This window comes from Anatilimnocola aquadivae (assembly GCF_049819085.1).
GTDB lineage: Bacteria > Planctomycetota > Planctomycetia > Pirellulales > Pirellulaceae > Anatilimnocola.
This window is the reverse complement of the sequence record NZ_CP187419.1, coordinates 2,059,562-2,077,997: the sequence shown is the minus strand read 5'-3', so window position 1 is coordinate 2,077,997 and position 18,436 is coordinate 2,059,562. Positions and strand designations below refer to the sequence as shown.

At 58.3% G+C, this 18,436-nt stretch carries 19 protein-coding genes and 1 tRNA gene; 14 read left to right on the top strand and 6 right to left on the bottom strand.

From position 1 onward, the window contains the following. Nucleotides 1–60: 60 nt before the first annotated feature. The 6 genes from NA78x_RS08300 to ycaC all read left to right on the top strand — a co-directional run bounded on the left by NA78x_RS08300 (nucleotide 61) and on the right by ycaC (nucleotide 4,182). Nucleotides 61–1,107 (top strand): hypothetical protein, encoded by a 1,047-nt coding sequence (locus NA78x_RS08300; protein ID WP_425617968.1) that lies wholly within the window; start codon nucleotides 61–63, stop codon nucleotides 1,105–1,107. Nucleotides 1,108–1,421: 314 nt separating this feature from the next. After that, nucleotides 1,422–2,210, top strand: a complete 789-nt coding sequence (locus NA78x_RS08295; protein ID WP_425617967.1) for a MotA/TolQ/ExbB proton channel family protein — start codon at nucleotides 1,422–1,424, stop codon at nucleotides 2,208–2,210. A gap of 62 nt (nucleotides 2,211–2,272) precedes the next feature. Then, nucleotides 2,273–2,722 (top strand): ExbD/TolR family protein, encoded by a 450-nt coding sequence (locus NA78x_RS08290; RefSeq protein WP_425617966.1) that lies wholly within the window; start codon nucleotides 2,273–2,275, stop codon nucleotides 2,720–2,722. Nucleotides 2,723–2,768: 46 nt separating this feature from the next. After that, complete coding sequence (locus NA78x_RS08285; protein ID WP_425617965.1) at nucleotides 2,769–3,245, top strand: ExbD/TolR family protein; 477 nt, start codon at nucleotides 2,769–2,771, stop codon at nucleotides 3,243–3,245. Nucleotides 3,246–3,416: 171 nt separating this feature from the next. Next, nucleotides 3,417–3,490: transfer RNA gene (locus NA78x_RS08280), tRNA-Arg, on the top strand. A 62-nt stretch (nucleotides 3,491–3,552) separates the two neighbouring features. Then, a complete protein-coding gene (ycaC, locus tag NA78x_RS08275; RefSeq protein ID WP_425617964.1) occupies nucleotides 3,553–4,182 on the top strand; it encodes an isochorismate family cysteine hydrolase YcaC in 630 nt (209 codons plus the stop codon). A gap of 9 nt (nucleotides 4,183–4,191) precedes the next feature. Here the strand turns inward: ycaC and NA78x_RS08270 are convergent, their stop codons facing one another. Further along, complete coding sequence (locus tag NA78x_RS08270; RefSeq protein WP_425617963.1) at nucleotides 4,192–5,115, bottom strand: glycosyltransferase family 2 protein; 924 nt, start codon at nucleotides 5,113–5,115, stop codon at nucleotides 4,192–4,194. 250 nt (nucleotides 5,116–5,365) lie between these two features. After that, nucleotides 5,366–8,014, bottom strand: coding sequence for a lamin tail domain-containing protein (locus NA78x_RS08265; RefSeq protein WP_425617962.1), 2,649 nt, complete (start codon nucleotides 8,012–8,014; stop codon nucleotides 5,366–5,368). Nucleotides 8,015–8,170: 156 nt separating this feature from the next. On the opposite strand from NA78x_RS08265, the gene NA78x_RS08260 reads away from it, so the two are divergent. From NA78x_RS08260 to NA78x_RS08235, 6 genes are all read left to right on the top strand, one after another. Beyond that, nucleotides 8,171–9,340: a thiolase family protein gene (locus tag NA78x_RS08260; protein ID WP_425617961.1), complete on the top strand. Its 1,170-nt coding sequence runs from the start codon at nucleotides 8,171–8,173 to the stop codon at nucleotides 9,338–9,340. A gap of 89 nt (nucleotides 9,341–9,429) precedes the next feature. Beyond that, on the top strand, nucleotides 9,430–9,963 hold the full coding sequence (locus tag NA78x_RS08255; protein ID WP_425619440.1) for an RNA polymerase sigma factor: 534 nt from the start codon (nucleotides 9,430–9,432) through the stop codon (nucleotides 9,961–9,963). A gap of 21 nt (nucleotides 9,964–9,984) precedes the next feature. Further along, entirely contained in the window at nucleotides 9,985–10,599 is a 615-nt protein-coding gene (locus tag NA78x_RS08250) for a hypothetical protein (protein WP_425617960.1), read from the top strand. Nucleotides 10,600–10,654: 55 nt separating this feature from the next. After that, nucleotides 10,655–11,377 carry a hypothetical protein gene (locus NA78x_RS08245; protein WP_425617959.1) on the top strand — a complete coding sequence of 241 codons (723 nt, stop codon included), beginning with the start codon at nucleotides 10,655–10,657 and terminating at the stop codon, nucleotides 11,375–11,377. Between the two features lie 298 nt (nucleotides 11,378–11,675). Next, a complete protein-coding gene (locus NA78x_RS08240; RefSeq protein WP_425617958.1) occupies nucleotides 11,676–11,966 on the top strand; it encodes a hypothetical protein in 291 nt (96 codons plus the stop codon). Nucleotides 11,967–12,137: 171 nt separating this feature from the next. Next, nucleotides 12,138–12,767 carry a hypothetical protein gene (locus tag NA78x_RS08235; protein WP_425617957.1) on the top strand — a complete coding sequence of 210 codons (630 nt, stop codon included), beginning with the start codon at nucleotides 12,138–12,140 and terminating at the stop codon, nucleotides 12,765–12,767. A gap of 75 nt (nucleotides 12,768–12,842) precedes the next feature. Here NA78x_RS08235 and NA78x_RS08230 read toward each other — a convergent pair whose 3' ends face one another. From NA78x_RS08230 to NA78x_RS08220, 3 genes are all read right to left on the bottom strand, one after another. Further along, nucleotides 12,843–13,838: a GTPase gene (locus tag NA78x_RS08230; protein ID WP_425617956.1), complete on the bottom strand. Its 996-nt coding sequence runs from the start codon at nucleotides 13,836–13,838 to the stop codon at nucleotides 12,843–12,845. 36 nt (nucleotides 13,839–13,874) lie between these two features. Beyond that, on the bottom strand, nucleotides 13,875–14,954 hold the full coding sequence (locus NA78x_RS08225; protein WP_425617955.1) for a protein arginine kinase: 1,080 nt from the start codon (nucleotides 14,952–14,954) through the stop codon (nucleotides 13,875–13,877). A 130-nt stretch (nucleotides 14,955–15,084) separates the two neighbouring features. Then, nucleotides 15,085–15,582: a UvrB/UvrC motif-containing protein gene (locus NA78x_RS08220; protein WP_425617954.1), complete on the bottom strand. Its 498-nt coding sequence runs from the start codon at nucleotides 15,580–15,582 to the stop codon at nucleotides 15,085–15,087. A 273-nt stretch (nucleotides 15,583–15,855) separates the two neighbouring features. Between NA78x_RS08220 and NA78x_RS08215 the strand changes: the two genes are divergently transcribed. Continuing rightward, nucleotides 15,856–16,794 (top strand): SHD1 domain-containing protein, encoded by a 939-nt coding sequence (locus NA78x_RS08215; RefSeq protein ID WP_425617953.1) that lies wholly within the window; start codon nucleotides 15,856–15,858, stop codon nucleotides 16,792–16,794. A 37-nt stretch (nucleotides 16,795–16,831) separates the two neighbouring features. Here the strand turns inward: NA78x_RS08215 and NA78x_RS08210 are convergent, their stop codons facing one another. Then, nucleotides 16,832–17,584 (bottom strand): 3-keto-disaccharide hydrolase, encoded by a 753-nt coding sequence (locus NA78x_RS08210; protein WP_425617952.1) that lies wholly within the window; start codon nucleotides 17,582–17,584, stop codon nucleotides 16,832–16,834. Nucleotides 17,585–17,698: 114 nt separating this feature from the next. Here NA78x_RS08210 and NA78x_RS08205 point away from each other — a divergent pair, with 114 nt between their 5' ends. Further along, nucleotides 17,699–18,412 carry a hypothetical protein gene (locus NA78x_RS08205; protein WP_425617951.1) on the top strand — a complete coding sequence of 238 codons (714 nt, stop codon included), beginning with the start codon at nucleotides 17,699–17,701 and terminating at the stop codon, nucleotides 18,410–18,412. Nucleotides 18,413–18,436: the final 24 nt, after the last annotated feature.

The following is an 18,436-nucleotide window of genomic DNA, read 5'->3' as shown; positions in this document are numbered from 1 at the left end:
CCATTCCATCGCCGCTGCTGCTGAATGCCGGCGATCTTGTCGAACAGGAGATTTTTTGCCATGAACTTTCAGATGAAAATTGCGGTTGTGGCCGCTATTCTCGGCAGCTGTTACACGCTCGCCGCCCAGGCCCAATCGCTTGACGCGGTTTACAGCAACAAGGCGGGCGTCCCGAGCAAAGGGACCATTACTGCTGTGACGAAGGACGAAGTCACGCTCGATATGGCTGGCGTGGCTCGCCCCTTCCCCACCAATGAAGTGACGCGCGTCATCTATGCCGATGAGCCGAACGAACTTACCAATGCCCGCAACTCGGTCGTCGCCAAGAATTACAACGCGGCCATCGAAGAACTGAAAAAGCTCGATCCTAGCCTGCTCACTCGTGAGTTCATGCGGCACGACGCGGCCTACTACAAGGCCCTGTCGGAACTGCGCCTGGCGATGACCGAAGGTGGCGACAAAACTAAGGCCGAGACGGACATGCTCGCCTTCCTCCGCGCGGCCCCCAACAGCTACCACTTTTACGAAGCGGCCGAGTTGCTGGGCGATCTGGCTGCCTCGTCTGGTAAGTACGAAAACGCCATTCGTTACTACGGACCGATTACCAAGGCCCCGTTCGAAGACTATCAAATGCGCGCCAACAACGCGCTTGCTCGCGCTCAAGTCGCGCAAAAGAACTTTCCCGCTGCCCTCGCCGGGTTCGAAGCGGTTCTCGCCGGCAACCTAAGCACCGCCGAAGCCAACCAGCAAAAGTTGCTCGCCTCGGTGGGCAAGGCTCAGTGCCTGGGCGAAACCGGCAAGGCTGACGAAGGGGTCTCGATGGCCGAAGGGATCATTGCCAAGAACGATCCCCAAGACGCCAAGCTGTTTGCCCGCGCCTACAACGCCCTGGGTGCCTGCCACCTGAAGGCCGGCCGGCCGAAAGACGCCTTGCTCGCTTACTTGCATACCGATGTGCTCTTTTATGCCGATGGTGACGCTCATGCCGAAGCGCTCTATCACCTCACCAAGCTGTGGGGCGACCTGAACAAGGCCGATCGAGCGACTGCCGCTCGTAACACCTTGCGGGAGCGTTATGCGGGCAGCATCTGGAATGCAAAAGAATAGCAATTTCGGCGGCAAAATGCGGCTTGCTGCTTTACTCCAGCCAGTCGCGGTAATTAGAATGTCCAGTCCACAACGGGGTATCAGCTCATTCGAGCGGCGATTCATCGCCACCGGTACCCTTGCATCTCCAGATTTGCTTCCATCACTGCCCCGCCAGGGTCTCGCCTATTTGCCTCCGTCCGGATGAACCAGACGGATATGCCTACGCAAAGTACCTGCAGGGAATAAATTCGCAGCGCTGGAATGAATCTGCTTAGGCAACTATTCTTGGAAACAATCTTTACACGGTTCACTCGGGATTTGGGGAGGCTATTATGCGGTGGAGTCTAGTGGCGCTGATGCTGCTCGCGCTTGGTTTAAGCGTCGAAGTTGCTCGCTCGGTCGGCGTTTATCACGGCCCGACGGCCGTTGCGCAAGAAGAACCCGAGGCCGAAGCTGCTCCAGCAGACGATGCCGGCGAAGCACCGAAGGAACGCAAGAGCTATCTCGCTTGGTTCTTCAATGCGCTCGGTATTCGCTACACCGTGGCGTTTTTGACTTTGTCATTCGCCTTCGTCGCGATTCTGGTGATGAACTTCTTGGTTTGCCGTCGCGATTCGTTCGTACCTCGCCATCTGATCGATGCCTTCGAAGCTCACCTGAACGAGAAACGATTTCAGGAAGCCTTCGATCTCGCCAAGAACGATGAATCGTTCCTCGGCCAGATGCTCGCTTCCGGCATGGCCAACCTTTCCAACGGTTACGACAAGGCCTTGGAATCAATGGCGGAAACTGCTGAAGACGAAGGCATGAAGATCGAACATCGCTTGAGCTACATCTCGCTCATCGCCACGATCAGCCCTCTGGTGGGCTTGCTCGGCACGGTGGACGGCATGGTGGCTTCGTTCCAGGTTATCGCGCTCAGCGGTGCCACGCCCAAGGCTTCGGACTTGGCCGAAGGTATTTCGATGGCTCTCATTACGACTCTCGTTGGTCTGGTGCTCGCCATTCCCGCGATTCTCGCCTTTAACTTGCTGAAGAACCGAATCTCACGCCTCACCATGGAAGCCGGTCACAATGCCGGTCGCCTGATGGGTCGTTTTGAATCGATGGGCAAGAAGTAATTCGAAGCTCAAATGCGTGCTGCTCTGCAAGTAGTTGCCTCTAGGCTGGATTGAGTGATTTCATGGGTTTCAGGCCGAAACGAGTTGAAATTGAGCCGCACGAGCTCGACATGACTCCGATGATCGACATGACGTTTCAACTCATCGCGTTCTTCATGATTCTGATCAACTTCGAAGCGGCCGAGCAAGACGCCCGTGTGGTGCTTCCCTCCAGTGCATTGGCCAAGCCGCCCGAAGCGCCCTTTGAAACGCCCATCACGGTTCAAATGACCAAAGATGGGAATCCCGTGCTGGGTGCGGAACTTTATGCAGACCGCAAAGCGCTCATTCCTAAGCTCAAGAATGAGGTTTACGTCTTGCAGTCTCAGAACTCGAGCGCTGCGAATGCAACCATCATCATTCGAGCTCACAAGGACTGCAAAACGGGTGACGTGCAAGACCTGATCAAAGTTTGCCAGGAGGTGGGCTTTGAAAAGTTCACGCTCCGGGCCAACGAAGACACTGGCTATTAATTCCCGCCTTTCGTTCAAATCCTGATTCAAACCTTGGTGTACGGCAGTGAAGCTCAAAAAGGTTAAAGCCGACAAGATCTCGATCGACATGACGCCCATGATCGATATCGTGTTTCAGCTCCTGACGTTCTTCGTCATGACGCTGAAAATTGCGTCTGCCGAAGGTGACTTCAACATTCGCATGCCGCTCGCCGCGCCCCGTGCGGGCCCGCCGGATCCGAACCAACTGCCGCCGATGAAGCTCTTCCTCAAGGCAGATGCGGCCGGTAATTGCTCGCGCGTGGTGATGAACGACTCGGAGTTCAGCGGCGGCGACCGCTGGTCACGACTGCACAATCACATCGCTGGGATCGTGGGCGATGGCAGCCTCGCTGCTTCGGCCGAAGTGGAACTCGTCTGCGATTACAACCTGCATTACTCGCACGTCATCGATGCCATTACCGCAGTCTCGGGCGAAGTGCGAGACGGTCAAATCGTGAAGCTGGTCGAGAAGATCAAATTCTCGCCCCCAACGCAGCCCTAACCGCCGCGACCATATCCCGCTTATTTCCCGACCCTGGTCACCCTCTCCGACCGGGGTCTTTTTATGCGCCCGCCCGGCAAAGTGCGCATCGTCAGTCCGCACGCCGCAATCGCTGCGAACTTTCCGTCGCCTTTACGCGTCCCTCAATCGCCGGAATAATGCACCTCACTCGCCCCTATAGCTCAGCTGGATAGAGCAGCCGCCTTCTAAGCGGCAGGTCACAGGTTCGAATCCTGTTGGGGGTGCTGGTGCCTTTGCCGGAGGCGGAGGACACGTCGCTTCGCTTGTCGATTACGAGGAACCAACGATGGCCTTTCAATACAACCGTCTCGATAAGAATGACGTCGCCGTCTTACTGGTCGATCATCAGTCGGGGCTGACCAATCTCGTGCAGGACTTCTCGCCGGACGACTTCAAAAACAACGTGCTCGCCCTGGCTGATTGTGCTAAGTACTTCAAGCTGCCCACCATTCTGACCACCAGCTTTGAAGATGGCCCGAACGGTCCGCTGGTGCCGGAACTCAAGGCGCTTTTTCCTGATGCGCCGTACATTGCTCGCCCGGGCAACATCAACGCTTGGGATAACGAGGACTTTGTGAAGGCCGTGAAGGCGACCGGCAAGAAGCAGCTGCTGATTGCCGGCATTGTGACCGAAGTTTGCGTGGCTTTCCCGGCATTATCAGCCCGCGAAGAAGGCTATGAAGTGTTCGTCGCTACCGACGCCTCGGGGACCTTCAACAAGACCACCCGCGATGCAGCTTGGGCACGCATGACGGCCGCCGGTTGCCAGCTGATGAGTTGGTTCGGTATCGCCTGCGAGTTGCATCGCGACTGGCGTAACGACATCGAAGGCTTGGGGACTCTGTTCTCGAATCACCTGCCCTCATATCGCTGCCTGATCACTAGTTATATGGCAAGCATGGCCGCTAAGAAGTAAGCGAGCGCTCTACTGAGATAACGCCGACAATTCGGCAACCCGTGCCGATAACAGGCGAGGTTGTTCGAGCGGCGAAGTGAGTACCTGAGCAGGAGCATCCTTCCCGCCCACGTAGCCGAGCCATTTGCCGGCGAAAGCGTTCCAATAGTAGCGAGCCCAGTAAGGTCGACCGGTCAGCCCCATCAGCAGGCTGCCGCCGCAAGAGCGAATCAATGTTCGGGCCACTTCGTTGAGTGGAAACTGATGTTTCCGCAGCAAGTATCCTCGCCCGCGACTGTAGCTATACGAACGCTGTTGCAGACGTTCGTCCAAGGTTTGCAGCGGATTGGGATGATGAATCACAATCGTCGGATCGAAGTCGATCCGCAGCCCATGTTGCAGCAAACGCAACAACAGGTCCGGCCCTTCATCGGAGTTCCACGGCGTGGCGGCCCCAATTCCCATCAGCTCATCGTAGCGCAGATCTGCGGCCCGCGCTCGGCGAATAAAGAACCCCGACTCGACGCAGCGGAACAGCACGTTGTCGCGCGTAATTGGTCCGCCCGTTTGATCCTGCCGGCCCAGGTGCTCGACCTGCACCATCAGAGCATCGACTTGCGGATTTTCAAATCGCGCGAGCACTCGTTCGAGCATTCCAAGTGGATAGTGGCAGTCGTCGTCGGGAAAGGTCAAGAACTCGCCCCGTGCAAAGCTCCAGCCATAATTGCGAGCGCGAGATGCTCCGCGGCCCGCCATTGGCAAGTGACGAACTGCAAACGGTGTTTGTAGTCGCGCAAGAAGCTCGCCGGTCTCGGGCTTGCCGCTTTGATCGACGACGAGCAGTTCGACTTCGCGCAGATCCAGGCGGCTGCTCTCTTGCAGCAGCAAGTGCTCGATGAACCGCTGCAAGTCCGTAGGCCGGCCGATGGTGGGTACGACAAAGGAGAATTTCACGGGGATCTTCAGATTGCTGGTCACGGCAATCAGCGGAGAGGGGCGACAGGGTGTCGCAGCTTTTGCGTTAAAGCCAGAATAATCCAAAGAGTTCTAGCGACCACTTGAAGAATTCGCATTGTGGCCCGGTTGCGCCAGACCGCACGACGGCCGATCATTCGAACGCGAAACTTATTTCGCGGCCGACCTTCATTGCCAACCAGAGGACCCACCCGTCGGAGTGTAGTAAGCATACGCAGGCGAGCAAAGTCTACGGTGTCGGTTGCCACTTGCCGCTACTCAGCGTCAGCGGTTTGCTCCAGTGGCTGACTCGCCCCGTGTCGTCCCAATAACGAGCCCGCACGCGACAAACGCCCACCGGCTTGAAAGCGTCCGCCGGAACGGAAACATGAGTTTCGCTTCCCTCCACTCGCGTGCGCCAATGCTCTGCCACTTCGTAATGCGAACCCAGCTTGCTCTCCCAGCCCGGCATCCCCTGTGTGATGTGCCAACCGACACGCCATTCGACGGCGGCCAGTTTGCGCTGCGCTGGCGAAGCGAACGCCGAGCCCCCGAAATGAACCGCTTGCGGCTTGTTGGCCGAGAGGAGTTGGATTTCTGGTTGCGCGGGAATCTGGTCGTCCTTCGCTTCGTGCGCCAGGTAGCCCCAACCATAGCCCATGGGGTTGCCATCGTTGGGCGCGTAGTTTTTGACTTCTCGCGAATCGGTACAAAACTGAATCAGGTAGCGTTCAAAGCCCTTAATATCGGGCGTGGCCAGCGTTCGTTCCCAACGACCTCCGAAGTGATCTCCTTGCGCGGGATTGGCAAAGAAGGTTCCTTTTTGATTGAACCGCGGATGCCAGTTCCACATCGCCTCGTCCAACTGAGCCCAGTTCGTTGCCTGGCCGGGCGGTGAAAGAGTTCGACCGAGATCCGTGACGAGTTGGCCGACCTGACCACCAGTTGGCGATGCATCGGCAGCGAACAGATCGAGCAGTTCGCGAGCCCGCGCTTGATACTCGAGCTTGATGGCAGGGTGGTTGATGCAGGCCATCGCCGCAATGTGTCCAGGCTGATGATGCCGCGGCACGTAGAGCATGTCGTTGTCCCAAGGAATGGGACTCCAGCGACCATCGGGCCCGCGGTAATAGCCATGATTGCCATCGGGGCGGACATCCACATTTCCCAGCAACCGATTCAACGCATGAAAGCTGAAGTAGTTCGGCAGATGCAGATTCTTGCGCCACCATTCTTCCGGTGGATTCGAATGCATCCCGCCATGAAATTTCTCCCAGTCCTGCTGATTGGCCGAGCCGTCTTCGGGAACGTGCTTGATGCCACTTTGAATACTCACGACGAGACCGTCGGGCAGTTGTTGCTCGTCGAGCAATTGGCGATCCATATCCGCGATTGCCAAATACAAGCCCCAAAGATCGCCGTCGTATTGATCCTTGGGATTCGACTCTGCCGCGGCATCGACGACGCGGAAGTGAACCCAGTGTGTCGACGAACTGGGAACACCTGCCAACTGATACGCGCGAAAGCTCAATGCTTCATCAAGGCCCGAGATTCCGCGATGAATGGGAATGTAGGGTGTGTAAGTGCCCGGGTTCAGATCGACGCCGCTCCACGCTTCGCGATTGCCGGGGAAATGAACCGGATGATGCCGACCAAACTTCAGTCCCCATTTGTTCTTGCCACTGATGTGCGCGCTTCCTTGGCCTCGGTTGTGAAACTGAATGTGATCGTAAAGTTGGCCGCGATAAACAAACGAGCCTGGAAAACGCTTCTTGTGCGCGCCACCGTCCCACTGGCTCGTTTCAATATCCTCCCTGCGCGCGATGAGATGATACGGTTCGATCGTGCTAAGAAACTCGGCCGAGAAGGTGCGCCGTTCGGTCTTGCCCGGTTCGCGAGCGCCGGTCCAAGCAGGCACGCCGGCATAACAAAACCAACCACGGTTGGGCGAAGGATCGTCGGCATAAGGAAAGACGCTGCTATTCCCCAGCTTGTCGGTGGCGGCAATGCGAGTCCGCAGAAGTGCTCGATGCTGTTGGTAGCGAGGGGGAACCTGCGCGGTGAAGATGCCATCCGCAGCACGCACGTCGCCCTGCTGACCATCGTCGCGCATCTCGAGCGGCGTCCAGTTTTTCTCATAAGCCGGATCGGTGCGGCGCAGATACTCACCGGGCGCGACGGCCTGCACGAGCAACTTAACAGCGGCAATGCCGTCAGCATCTTCAATTTTGGCAAGGACCAGCACGGGCTGATCCGGCTTGGGAGCCAGCGGTTCGTGCTTTGTGGCGATGATTGCCGGCGGAGCATTCGCGGCAAAGCAAGAGTTCTGCTTGCCGGGCGTGGGCTTCTTGTCGGCGGGCGTTTTGGCGTCGCTTTTCTCAATGCCGCCCCAATCGCGGGGAATGACAACAGCGGCTGCATATCCCGAGCTGCGCCAGGACGAAGGAACGGCCGCGGGCAACTGCGGATTCACGCGTTCGAGCGACGAGCCATCTCCGTCGGCGGCGCTGGGCCAGGCTTGGTTTGTCTGGTAACGAACCTGATCGACAACTTTGCCCTGGGCATCAACCAAGGTGAGTTCTTGCTCTGCGTTGCTCAGCTTCTTGTCGAGTTGGCCGCCTGGGGGAACCCCAAACTCTTGCTGGAAGATGGCGGGATCAGCTGCCAGCACCAGATATCCGCCCGCTGGCAGCGAACCCTTGAGTTCCGATTTCTGCAAGCGCCAGCCCGTCAGGTCGATGGCAGTTGCTCCCGCGTTATGCAGTTCGATGAATTCGGTTTTCTTACCCTGTGCGGGATGATAGTGGATCTCGTTGATGACCACCGACTGAGCAAGAGCAAACTGGCAGCCCAGGATGACCAACAGGCAACTTAAGAGATTGACAGTTTGGCGGTTCATCGATTCGTTCTTCTGGGCGGGGGACAAGGCAACGAGTCAATTCTACTGCCGCCGTAGCTACCTGTGAGTTATGGTGAGAAAGAAGAAAATCTCCGGGCGCTTACGCCTCAGGAACCTGTGAGACAAAGACACGCGAGACAAAGCAGAGAAATGGGAATGAGCAGCGGACCGAGGACAGCAGTAATCGTCGACGGGCTACGAACGCCGTTCGGCCGCGCGCATCCCGAGAAGGGCTGTTTTCGGTTTGCGCGAGCCGATGAATTGGCGGCACATTGTCTGCGCGAGTTAATTTCGCGAAATCGCCTCGAGCTGGCGAGCGTTGATGATGTGATTGTGGGCGCTGCCCTCCAGAATGATGAACTGTCGCTCAATGCCGCTCGGCAGATCGCACTGCTGGCCGGATTGCCGGTCACTTGTCCGGCGATGACGGTGAATCGCTTGTGCGGCAGCAGCTTGCAGGCTCTACATCAGGCGGCCCATGCCATTCTAGCGGGGGCAGCCGATGTCCAACTGGTTGTGGGTGTCGAGCGAATGACCGGTCAGCCTGCTCCAGGGCCGACGGTGCTTCATCCCAGGCTTTCGGCAGTCACTTGCCGCGCTGCTCTGTCGATGGGAACGACCGCGGAGTTTCTCGCCAGCCGCTATAGCATCTCAAGAGATGATCAAGATGCCTGGGCTCTTCGCAGCCATCAGCGGGCCTGCACGGCAACCAGCGCGCCCGGATTGCTGCCCGAGATCATTCCGACACCTGGTGTGAATGAAGAGGGTCACACGATGCTCATTGCACAAGACCAAGCTGTGCGGGCCGATGCGAGTCTCGCAGCACTCGCCAAGTTGGCTCCTGCGTTTGTCACAACAGGTGGGTCCGTAACCGCGGGTAACAGCAGTCCGCGTAGTGATGGAGCGGCTGCTCTTCTCGTCATGTCGGCGGCCAAGGCTCATTCGCTCGGATATCGCCCACTGGCAGCAGTTCGGGCTACTGCGGTTGTGGGCATCAGCCCCAGTGAAATGGGGCTTGGTCCCGTGCCGGCGATCGGCCGAGCACTCAAGAATGCCCAGCTTTCGCCAGGGGACGTCGCCTGCATCGAACTTAATGAGGCCTTCGCCGCTCAAACCTTGGCGTGTTTGCGACAGGGTAATCTCAACCCAGAGCGCGTCAATTGCCGCGGCGGAGCCATCGCAGTCGGTCATCCGCTCGGTGCCAGTGGAGCAAGGCTCATCATTTCACTCATTCATTCGCTCTATGTCAGCGATAGAGAGTTTGGCTTGGCGGCCATGTGCATCGGTATGGGGCAAGGCATAGCTACCATGATTGAACGGCTTTAGTACGGTCGAACGTGCACGGCGGAAACCCGCACGAGATTTTGTGCGCCAGGCCGCAATAAGTAACGGGACCATGCGTTAGGTTGGCAGCGATGGACAGCCCAAGCCAACCTCTCACAGCTGATGAACTGCTGGCGAGCTGGGTGCGCGAGCACTCTGCGGCCGTGCGCGGTTATGCGCTGGCATTGGTACGTCGGCCGGATGTGGCCGACGATGTGCTGCAGGAAGTCTTTCGCCGGGCGTGGCAGGTGCGGGATAGTTTCCGCCAGCAAGGGCAAGACCGGGCATTTTTGATTCGCATCGCGGATCATCTAGTGTGCGATCGAGCTCGCAAAATGGGCTGGGAATTGAACCTGGACGATTCGGGTTGGCAGGGGCATGAGCCGGCCGACGACGACGACGATCCTGCGACGCTTGCCGAATGGAAAGAAGCCGAACAGGATCTCGCCACCGCCTTGCAGCAGCTTACACCTGGGCAACGGCGGGTATTGTTGATGAGGTACTTCGGCGGTCTGGAGTTCGCCGAAATCGCCGAGCAATTAGCCTGCCCCCTGAATACCGCCCTCAGCCATTGTCGCCGCGGCCTGCAAATGTTGCGACGATTGTTAGTCAGTCACCTGCCTTAAGCAGCAGTTCACGAGCCCACTATGAACGATCATCTCAGCACCGACCAACGCAAGCTGGAACTTGCCACGATGCGCAAGCTTTCGGGCACGACCACGCTCGATGCGACAACGATCGCTCAGCGCAAAACCTGGCTGGCAGTTGGTGCCGCGGCCGAAGACGCCGGGCGCGAAGGTCTCGACCAGGCTGCGTTGCTGGCCAAGTTGCAGAGCGAACTGATTCCCGCACCCCCCGCCACCACAAGCGCGACGCAGGGGACCATCGATTGGTCTTGGGGCACCGTCATTCTGGCCGCAGTGGTGCTGATCGCCGCGACAGTCATCGGCGCGATTAGTCAGCAGCCAGAAAAGTTCCCGATTGGCCCAGCCCCACAGATCGCTCAACCCCAATCGCCCAAGCCAGTTCCGGTGCAGGTTGCCCAAGAGACTGAAGCACCTGCTCCCGCAAACGACATTACTCCGGCCATCGCGGTGACATCAGCAGGTTCTTCCTGGAACGATTTAGACGAAGCGATTCAATCGACTTACACGGCGTTGCAGCAGCTGAGCAATCAGCCGACGGGCGTCGATCGGTCGCTGACCGATTTTGATAGTCAATTGAAGCAGCTCTCGGCGGATCTCGCGGGCGAGTCTCTTTAAGACGTCGCTCGCCACCTTCCCTTCACCACTCAAGAAATTTCGGCGGAGCATTCTGATGCATCGTTACTACACCCTCGCACTGATCGCAGCGACGACAGTGTTCTGCTTGTCGGGCGATGCGCAAGAACCTCGCTTGGGTGAACGACAGCCACCACCGTCCCGCGCGGCAGACGGTGACAAAGAAGGAGACAAAGAGCCCGCTGGTCCTCGTGGAAAAGGTTTCGAACCTCCACCGCGCCGCGGGGAAGATCGCGGGCCAGGTGGACCCGGTGGTGGTCCTCCAAGTAGCGGTCCCAGCGGCCCTCGCTTTGGTCCCGGCAGTGGCAACCCACCACCGCCTCCGCGCGATGGCGGACCTGGTCCCGGTGGACCGTTTCGCGGACCGCCCGGACACGGACCCGGTGGCCCCGGCCCTGGTATGGGTGGCCCCGGCTATGGAGGGCCTCATGCCGATTGGCAACGGCTCGAGCAGCTCGACCCCGAAATGTACGCGCTGATGAAGTCTGACAGCGAGCTGGAGGAAAAAAGTCTGGAAATCTCGAAGCAAATACGGCAACTTCCGCGCGACCAGCGGGTTAAATTGAAAGAGGAGTTGACGACAGTTCTCAACGAACATTTTGATGTTCGCCAGAAACGTCGTGCGTTACAGGTCAAAAGGATGGAAGAAGATCTAAAGAAGCTGCGCGAAGCAGTCACCAAGCGGAACGAAGCCCGCGAGGGAATTGTTCGCAAGCGTTTGGGCGAATTGACCGGCGAAGAGAGCGATCAGGATTTCTAAACTCGCCAGCCGGCCGTAACACATTCCTGCCCGCTCATGATTTGCGGGCAGGCTCTGCAAGCTGTTTTATTTCTAAGTAGTTGAACCGGCAACGATCGCAATTTGCGTTCGCGCCGCCGGCGGGGTAGTTCTGCGCACTGAGAAAGGCAAGGAGTAGTTTCGATGCAATGTTTATGGCGGACAGCAGCGGTGCTGGCATGTATGTTTGGGGCTTTTGCGGTCACGGCCTCGGCACGCAAGGCAGTTGCTGAAGAAGTGACGGAAGAGGCTGGCGACGAAAACTTCACCAACTTCCAAGGTGGACCGCCGCGCGGTGGTCCTCGGGAAGGTGGCCGTGAAGAGGGACGAGAAGGCGATCGCCCTGCGCGTGGTCAACCTGAGCGTCGTCCAGAAGGTGATCGTCCAGAACACGGTCGCGGTGGACCTCCGCCGCATGGTCAGTCAGCGCATGGTCCGCGCGGTGGCCGCGAACAAGATCGCCCAGATCGACCCGGCCCTCGTGGTCCGCAGGCCAATTCGAATGTTGATCGGCGCATTGCGGAACTCGAACGCAAGCTCGATCAGTTGCAGAATGAGCTTCGCGAACTGAAGCAAAGCCGTGGTCGCGGTGGCGATGGCTTCCGCGGACCTCCACCCCAGTCGGCACGTGGCCCGCAAGGTTTCCGTGGCCCGGGTTTTGGTGGTAGCAATTTTGGTCGAGGCTTTGGTCCTGGCAGCTTTGGTCGTGCCCCGTTTGCCCCCGGACGTGGTCCAGGGAGCTTTGGCCCTGGTGGTTTCGGCGGCTTCCGTCCACCGGCCCGCAACGACGAACGACGTCCCGCAGCGGGACCTCCGCGCGGTCGTGGCCCAGAAGGTCGCGCTGACGGCGATCGCCGGTCTGAAGATCGCCCAGATGGTGAACGTGGTGGACCAGACGCCAGCCCACCACGCGGTCCCGGTCCTGGTGGTCCAGGTCGAGGACCAGAAGGCGGACCTCCCCGCGGTCGTGGTCCAGAAGGTCGTGGTCCAGAAGGTCGTGGTCCAGAAGGTCGTGGTCCAGAGGGTCGTGGTCCAGAGGGTCGTGGTCCAGAGGGTCGTGGTCCAGAGGGTCGTGGTCCAGAGGGTCGTGGTCCAGAGGGTCGTGGTCCAGAGGGTCGTGGTCCAGAGGGTCGTGGTCCAGAGGGTCGTGGTCCAGAGGGTCGTGGTCGAGAGGGTCGTGGTCGAGAGGGTCGTGGCGAAGGTGATCGTCGGCCTGAAGGTCGCCCCGATGGCGAACGTCGTGGACCGGGCGCTGGCTCACCACGCGGTCCCGGTCCTGGTGGCCCAGGGCGAGGACCAGAACGTGGTGAAGGTCGTGATCGCGAAGAGGGTGGGCGTCGTCCACCAATGCCGCGTGGCGATGACGATGTGACGTTCTAATTTGTGGCGTTCTAACCGTAGAGCAATGCCTGCCGGAACAGCGGAGTGTAAGTTGTTCCGGCCTGTCTCAAGAGTGGATTTCGACCACGTCTTTGTCGCTGACAACGTAATCGCCTTTGACCGTGCTGCCAGGGTTGATGTTGGTGCCCCAAACGCGGGCGTGCTTGAAGCCGGCAGCGACGTCTTTGTGGATCAGTTCGGCAACGTCGAGCAGCGTGCCGCCGCGCCGCAGCGTGAAGGGCTTGTCGAAGTCAGCTTCCTTCTTGTTCGGCAACTTGGTGTAGACACGAACGACATCAAGCGCTTTGACGATGGATGTCTTTAGTTCGTCGAGCCCAGTTCCCGCTTCCGCGGAGATTTGAAACTCGTCGAAGTCGAGCGAGATGAACTCCCGCATGAGTGCGAGGCGGTCGGCTGCGTCGGGCAAGTCGATTTTGTTGAGCACGACGAGCGTCTTCGTGAACGAAAGACCGATATCGTCTTCGTCCAGGTAGGATTCTTTCGCGAGACGCGTTTTGGTGTCCTTTAGGCGATCGAGCACAGCTTGCAGTTGCTCGGTCCCTTCGTCGGCACCGAGGTCGACCATTAACAGGACGAGATCACTGCCGCGGATGAGCCCGAGCAAGTTGGAATCGAAGACATCGGCCGATATCGGCGGCGTGTCGACCATTTGCACGCTGATGTCCTCCCAGGGCATCATCCCCAGCTGAGGTTCGCGCGTGGTGAATGGGTAGGGAGCGACTTCCGGAGTGGCTCGGGTTACGGCCTTCAGGAGCGAGCTTTTGCCTGCGTTCGGACCGCCGAGCAAGATCACTCGGCCGGCACCTTGGCGCGGCAGCTTGAGGCTGGGACCGCCTTTTTTCGCGGTCTTTTTGGCAACTTCGACTTCCGTCTTCGCCTTGCTGATCTTGGCCTTCAACTCGGCTTGGAGTTTGTCGGTCCCTTTATGCTTGGGGATCTCCCGCAGCATGAGTTCCAAGCAGCGAAGTTCGTCTTCGGGCGTTTGCGCGCGACGATACTCTTCTTCGACCTTGTGATACTGCGGCGTGAGATTCGCGGGCATTGTTGAACTGTACGGGCTGGGCTGTACGACTAGCACTTAGTTGTGTTCGGCAGGATCTTCGCCCGGACGTTTGCGGAGGTGTGTCTGCAGATAGTGGGCACGCTCGACGTTGCGATCTTGCGTCTCGAGTTCGAGGCCCCGCAACTTTTGCAGATGAGCGGGCTGCGTATGAATGAACAGCTTGTTGATCGTGGGAATTTCCAGATCTTGAATCAGCCCGAGGTTGATTCCCATTCTCACACTGCTGAGCAGGTGCAAGGTTTCTTCGCTGCTGATCTGCTGCGCGGTGCACAGAATGCCGTAGGCGCGGCTGACTCGGTCGTGAAGGTCCTTACGGCTCTCTTTCACCAGGAAAGCGCGGGCCTGACGTTCGTAGTCGATGATGACGGGGATCACTTCGCCGACCTGCTTGACCAGTTCTTCTTCGCTCTTGCCGAGCGTGACCTGATTGCTGATTTGGTAGAAGTCGCCCATCGCTTGTGAGCCTTCGCCGTACAAGCCGCGAACCGCGAGCCCCATTTTCTGCAGGCTGCGAAAGACCTTTTCGATCTGTTGCGTGATAACGAGCGCCGGCAAGTGCAGCATCACGCTCACACGCAGGCCCGTGCCGACATTCGTCGGGCAAGCCGTGAGATAGCCGAGCTTCTCATGAAAGGCAAAGGCCACGCGCTGGTCGAGCCAGGTATCCATCTGGCTCGCCTGTTCCCAGGCTGACTCCAGATCGAGACCGCTGTGCATTACTTGCATGCGCAGATGATCTTCTTCGTTGATCATCAGGCTGAATTGTTCGTTGGCGTCGATGAACACACAGCGGGCACCGCTGGCTTCGGCCAGTTCGCGGCTGATGAGCTGCCGCTCGACGAGAAATTGGCGATCGATGGTCGGCAAATCGGCAACGTCGACCGAGATCAGTTCCTTCCACTCGTTCACGCTTTGAATGGCGGCGCGAAAGGTTTGTTCGATTCCCTTGCGGTCCTGCTCGTTGCAGCGACGAATGAAGGGGAACTCTGCCAGGTTGCGAGCCAGGCGAATGCGACTGCTGATTACGATATCAGACTGTGGCCCAGAGCCACGCAGCCATTCTCCGCAACGCTCGGCGAACTCGTCGAATTTCACGTCAAAGTCCGCTGAGGGAGGAAGGAAAGAAGATCAACTGGCAAGGAAGTGACAAACACGGCACGACTAGCGAATTATAGCGGGTCGGCCCGAGCAAGTGTGAATAACCCGCGCCGAATCCGCTTCGAGACTACTTTTCGAGATCGCGAATCTGATTGCGTAGCTTCGCTGCTAGCTCGTAGTTCTCTTTCTCGACTGCTTCCTTCATCTCACGGCGGAGCCGAATCAGCTCGGTCTTGGCATCGGTTCCTTGAACCGCATGCGCGGGCCGCTTACCTGTATGCCGGGTCTCGCCATGAATGTTAAGCAATAGCGGCGTGAGTTCTTTTTCGAAGAACACGTAGTCGTGCGAACAGCCCAGGCGACCTTGGCTGCGGAACTCAAAAAACGTGATGCCGCAGACGGGACATTTCCGTTGATCGAGCTTCGCCAACTCATCGGCAGCCTGGCCAATCTTCAGTTGTTTGGCGAGCACTGCGGCCAAAGTGGGCGGGGGTGGTGCCCCGACGTCGTTCTGGGCCAGATAGGTCTTGGCGCAGGTCTCACACAGGTGATGTTCCTGCGGCTCGGTACCAGTGAGTTCCGTAATATGGAACGTCGCCGGCTTCTCGCACTGTTGGCATTTCATATCATCACCGCCGGACAAGCATCACTCGCAGAACCATCCGCCACGCCACTGGGCGCATCATAACATAGCAATGCGATAGTTTAGGGGCGTGCTTCGAGGGATTCTAAGGTGGGCACGAAACGTGTCAAGACAAGAGTGACTTGGCGGCATTTGTGAAGGGGAAACTCTCACCGCACTTGCCTTTTTGGCGGCATCAACGACGATAGGTCTGTTGCAGCGAGATGAACATCCAATTTGGCCGCCAGGCTTTCAATCGAAGTAGGGGATGGTACCGTGACGAATCGACTCCGTTGTGCCCAGCAAGTGTACTGCGCTCTGGTCCTGATGGGCTGCTTCGCCCTCTCAGCATCTGCCCGTGATTGGACCGACTCGACCGGACACTTCAAGCTCACGGCAGACCTGGTTGCGACCAGCGACACCCTCGCGGTGCTGAAACGCGAAGACGGCACCCTGGTAGCTATGCCGCTTGCCAAGCTCTCGAAAGAAGATCTGGAGTATCTCAAGTCGAAGGAAGCGGCCGACGCGGTCCGCAAGACATCCGACCAGGTTCAAACCTGGACACTCACCAACGGCTACAAGCTGGTGGGTAGGGTAGTAAGCTACGGCCGCAAAAATGTTTCCATCCAGCGACGCCGGGGGCGGTTCTATGTGAACGATCGGCTATTTAGTAACCTGCCCGAGCTCTATCAAAAGATTGTCCCGGCGATCGTATCTCACTTCGAGAAGGAGCCCATTAACGATCAGGCCGCGTTCGAGGCTTGGGTGCTTCGCCAGCGGGGACAGTTGCGAACCTTCACCTACGAAGGCGTGGTTCTCGAAATGGAAAACGGCGATGAGTATGGTGTGCCGTTTTTTCTCTTCTCGGCCGACGACTTGAAAGTTTTGGAGCCGGGCTGGAAAGATTGGTTCGCCGCCGATAAAGAACGCCAACTGCAGGCCGATCATGAGTTTCTGCTGCAATCGCTGGCGCAGCAGTATCAGGAAGACCGCAAGCTGCGATTGCAGATTGCAATGATGCAGCTCGACCTACAGGCTTACACGGCTGGTCTGTTTTCGCTGTGGGAAGTTCACCTGATTCCACCGCTGGGTCACGGCCGCCCCTTTGTCGTCATCGAACCGGGCCGCAACAGCGACGATGCGGCCAGGTCGGCTCTGCTACGCAATCCGGGCTTTACCATCGGCGGAATTGCCCGCGTTCGGCGACAGAACTAGGTCTGCCGCCTGTAGACATTCTCGCTGGAGATAAATCCTACTTCAGCTCTTTCAGGCGGACGTTCTTGAACTCCACCTTCATCGGCGGGCCGGAATGAATCTGCAGGGCCAGAATGCCGCGGGCTGCGGCGTTCTTCGGGTCCTTGTCGACAATGTCGACCGTCTGCACGCCATTCAGAAAATGCTGGATGTGATTTCCCTTGGCAATGATCACGTAGTCGTTCCAATCCGACTTCTTGTACGTCTTGCCAATCGCATCCTTGTCGCCCAGCTTGCCGACGGTGGTGAGCTTGCCGTCTTCGCCCGCTTCGACCTTGTCGCCGACATTGCACAAGTAGCCGCGACCTTTTTCGTGATAGAGAAAGCCGACCTTGCCGGGAGTATCTTCCACTTCCGCCTGATAGCCCGACACCACCCACTTATTCACTTCACCCTCTTTGGGCGGCAGCACCTTCGCGCGATATTGCACGCCCGAGTTACCGCCAGCAATTCGAAAAGAGAGGCGCAGGTCGAAGTCGCCGAGTTCCCCGTCTTTCCACACCAAGAAGGTGTTTCCTTTGGTTTGATTCTCCGAGGTGGTTTGGCCGCGGACGACGCCGTCGCCAAACGACCACAGCCGCATATCACCTTCCCAGCCCGACAGATCCTTGCCATTAAATAGCTGCTTCATATCGGCAGGTTCGTCTGGCGCTTTGGGGGCGGGAGCTTCGTCGGCGGCAGTTGCCAGCGACGAGATCACAAGACCGCATGCGGCCGCGAAAACGAGGGAACGAGAGGGGAACAGCTTCATAGGTGGAACTCCGAAAAATTGGGACTGTGGGGCGTTAGCTTGCCTGCAGATTACCGGTTAACCTAACCTCCGCCGCGAGTCGGCACGAGAGGCAACGCACCGAGTAATTGATCCATGACATCCTCAACGCCCCCGCTGAAGTTTGTTGCTCAGGTCGAGCCGGTCAAGGAAGTCACGCTGCACGGTCATGCTGATTTGGCGTATTGGCAGAATCGACTTCGCGGCGAAGAACTTCAGCCGGCATCATGCGATGGGAGTGCACAGCTATTTGTCAGCGCCACGGAAGCGAAGTTCCTGGGCCTCACATTTCGCGAGTGCATCATCGGCATTCAGGTCGCTCGCGAACATGAGACTGAAGCTGCGGCAGGCGCGATGTACTTGCTGCATGCCTGGAACTCGCTGCGCGCGTTCGCGTGGATCGAGCGGAATCTGTTCAGCACCCCTTATTATCCGGGGCAGATTCGCGTTGCTGCTCAAGCACCGGCCACATTTCAAATCAACGAGCGGGGAGTAACACTCATCGACGCCGCAATCGGCGGCACTGCACCGCCCACGAAGATCGCCGAAGAAACTTGGCAGGGGCCGATCTTCTTGCCTCGTAAGAATGGCGGCCCACAAAAACTGTTCGTCGCCAGGCTGGAGGGCCGAACCGAGCACTTTCCGTTCGTGCCCGCAGCAGACCAATTCACGCTCACACCGAGTGACTCGTGCGCGGTGATTCGCGAGCTAGTGGAGTCGCAGTTCACGCCTTACGCGTGGCATGTTCGCCAAGCTGCTGCGCATGCGAAGTCAAAAACGTATCGCGTGGCAGACTACTTCCGCATGTGAGGGCATTTCCGCCATTAGGCATAG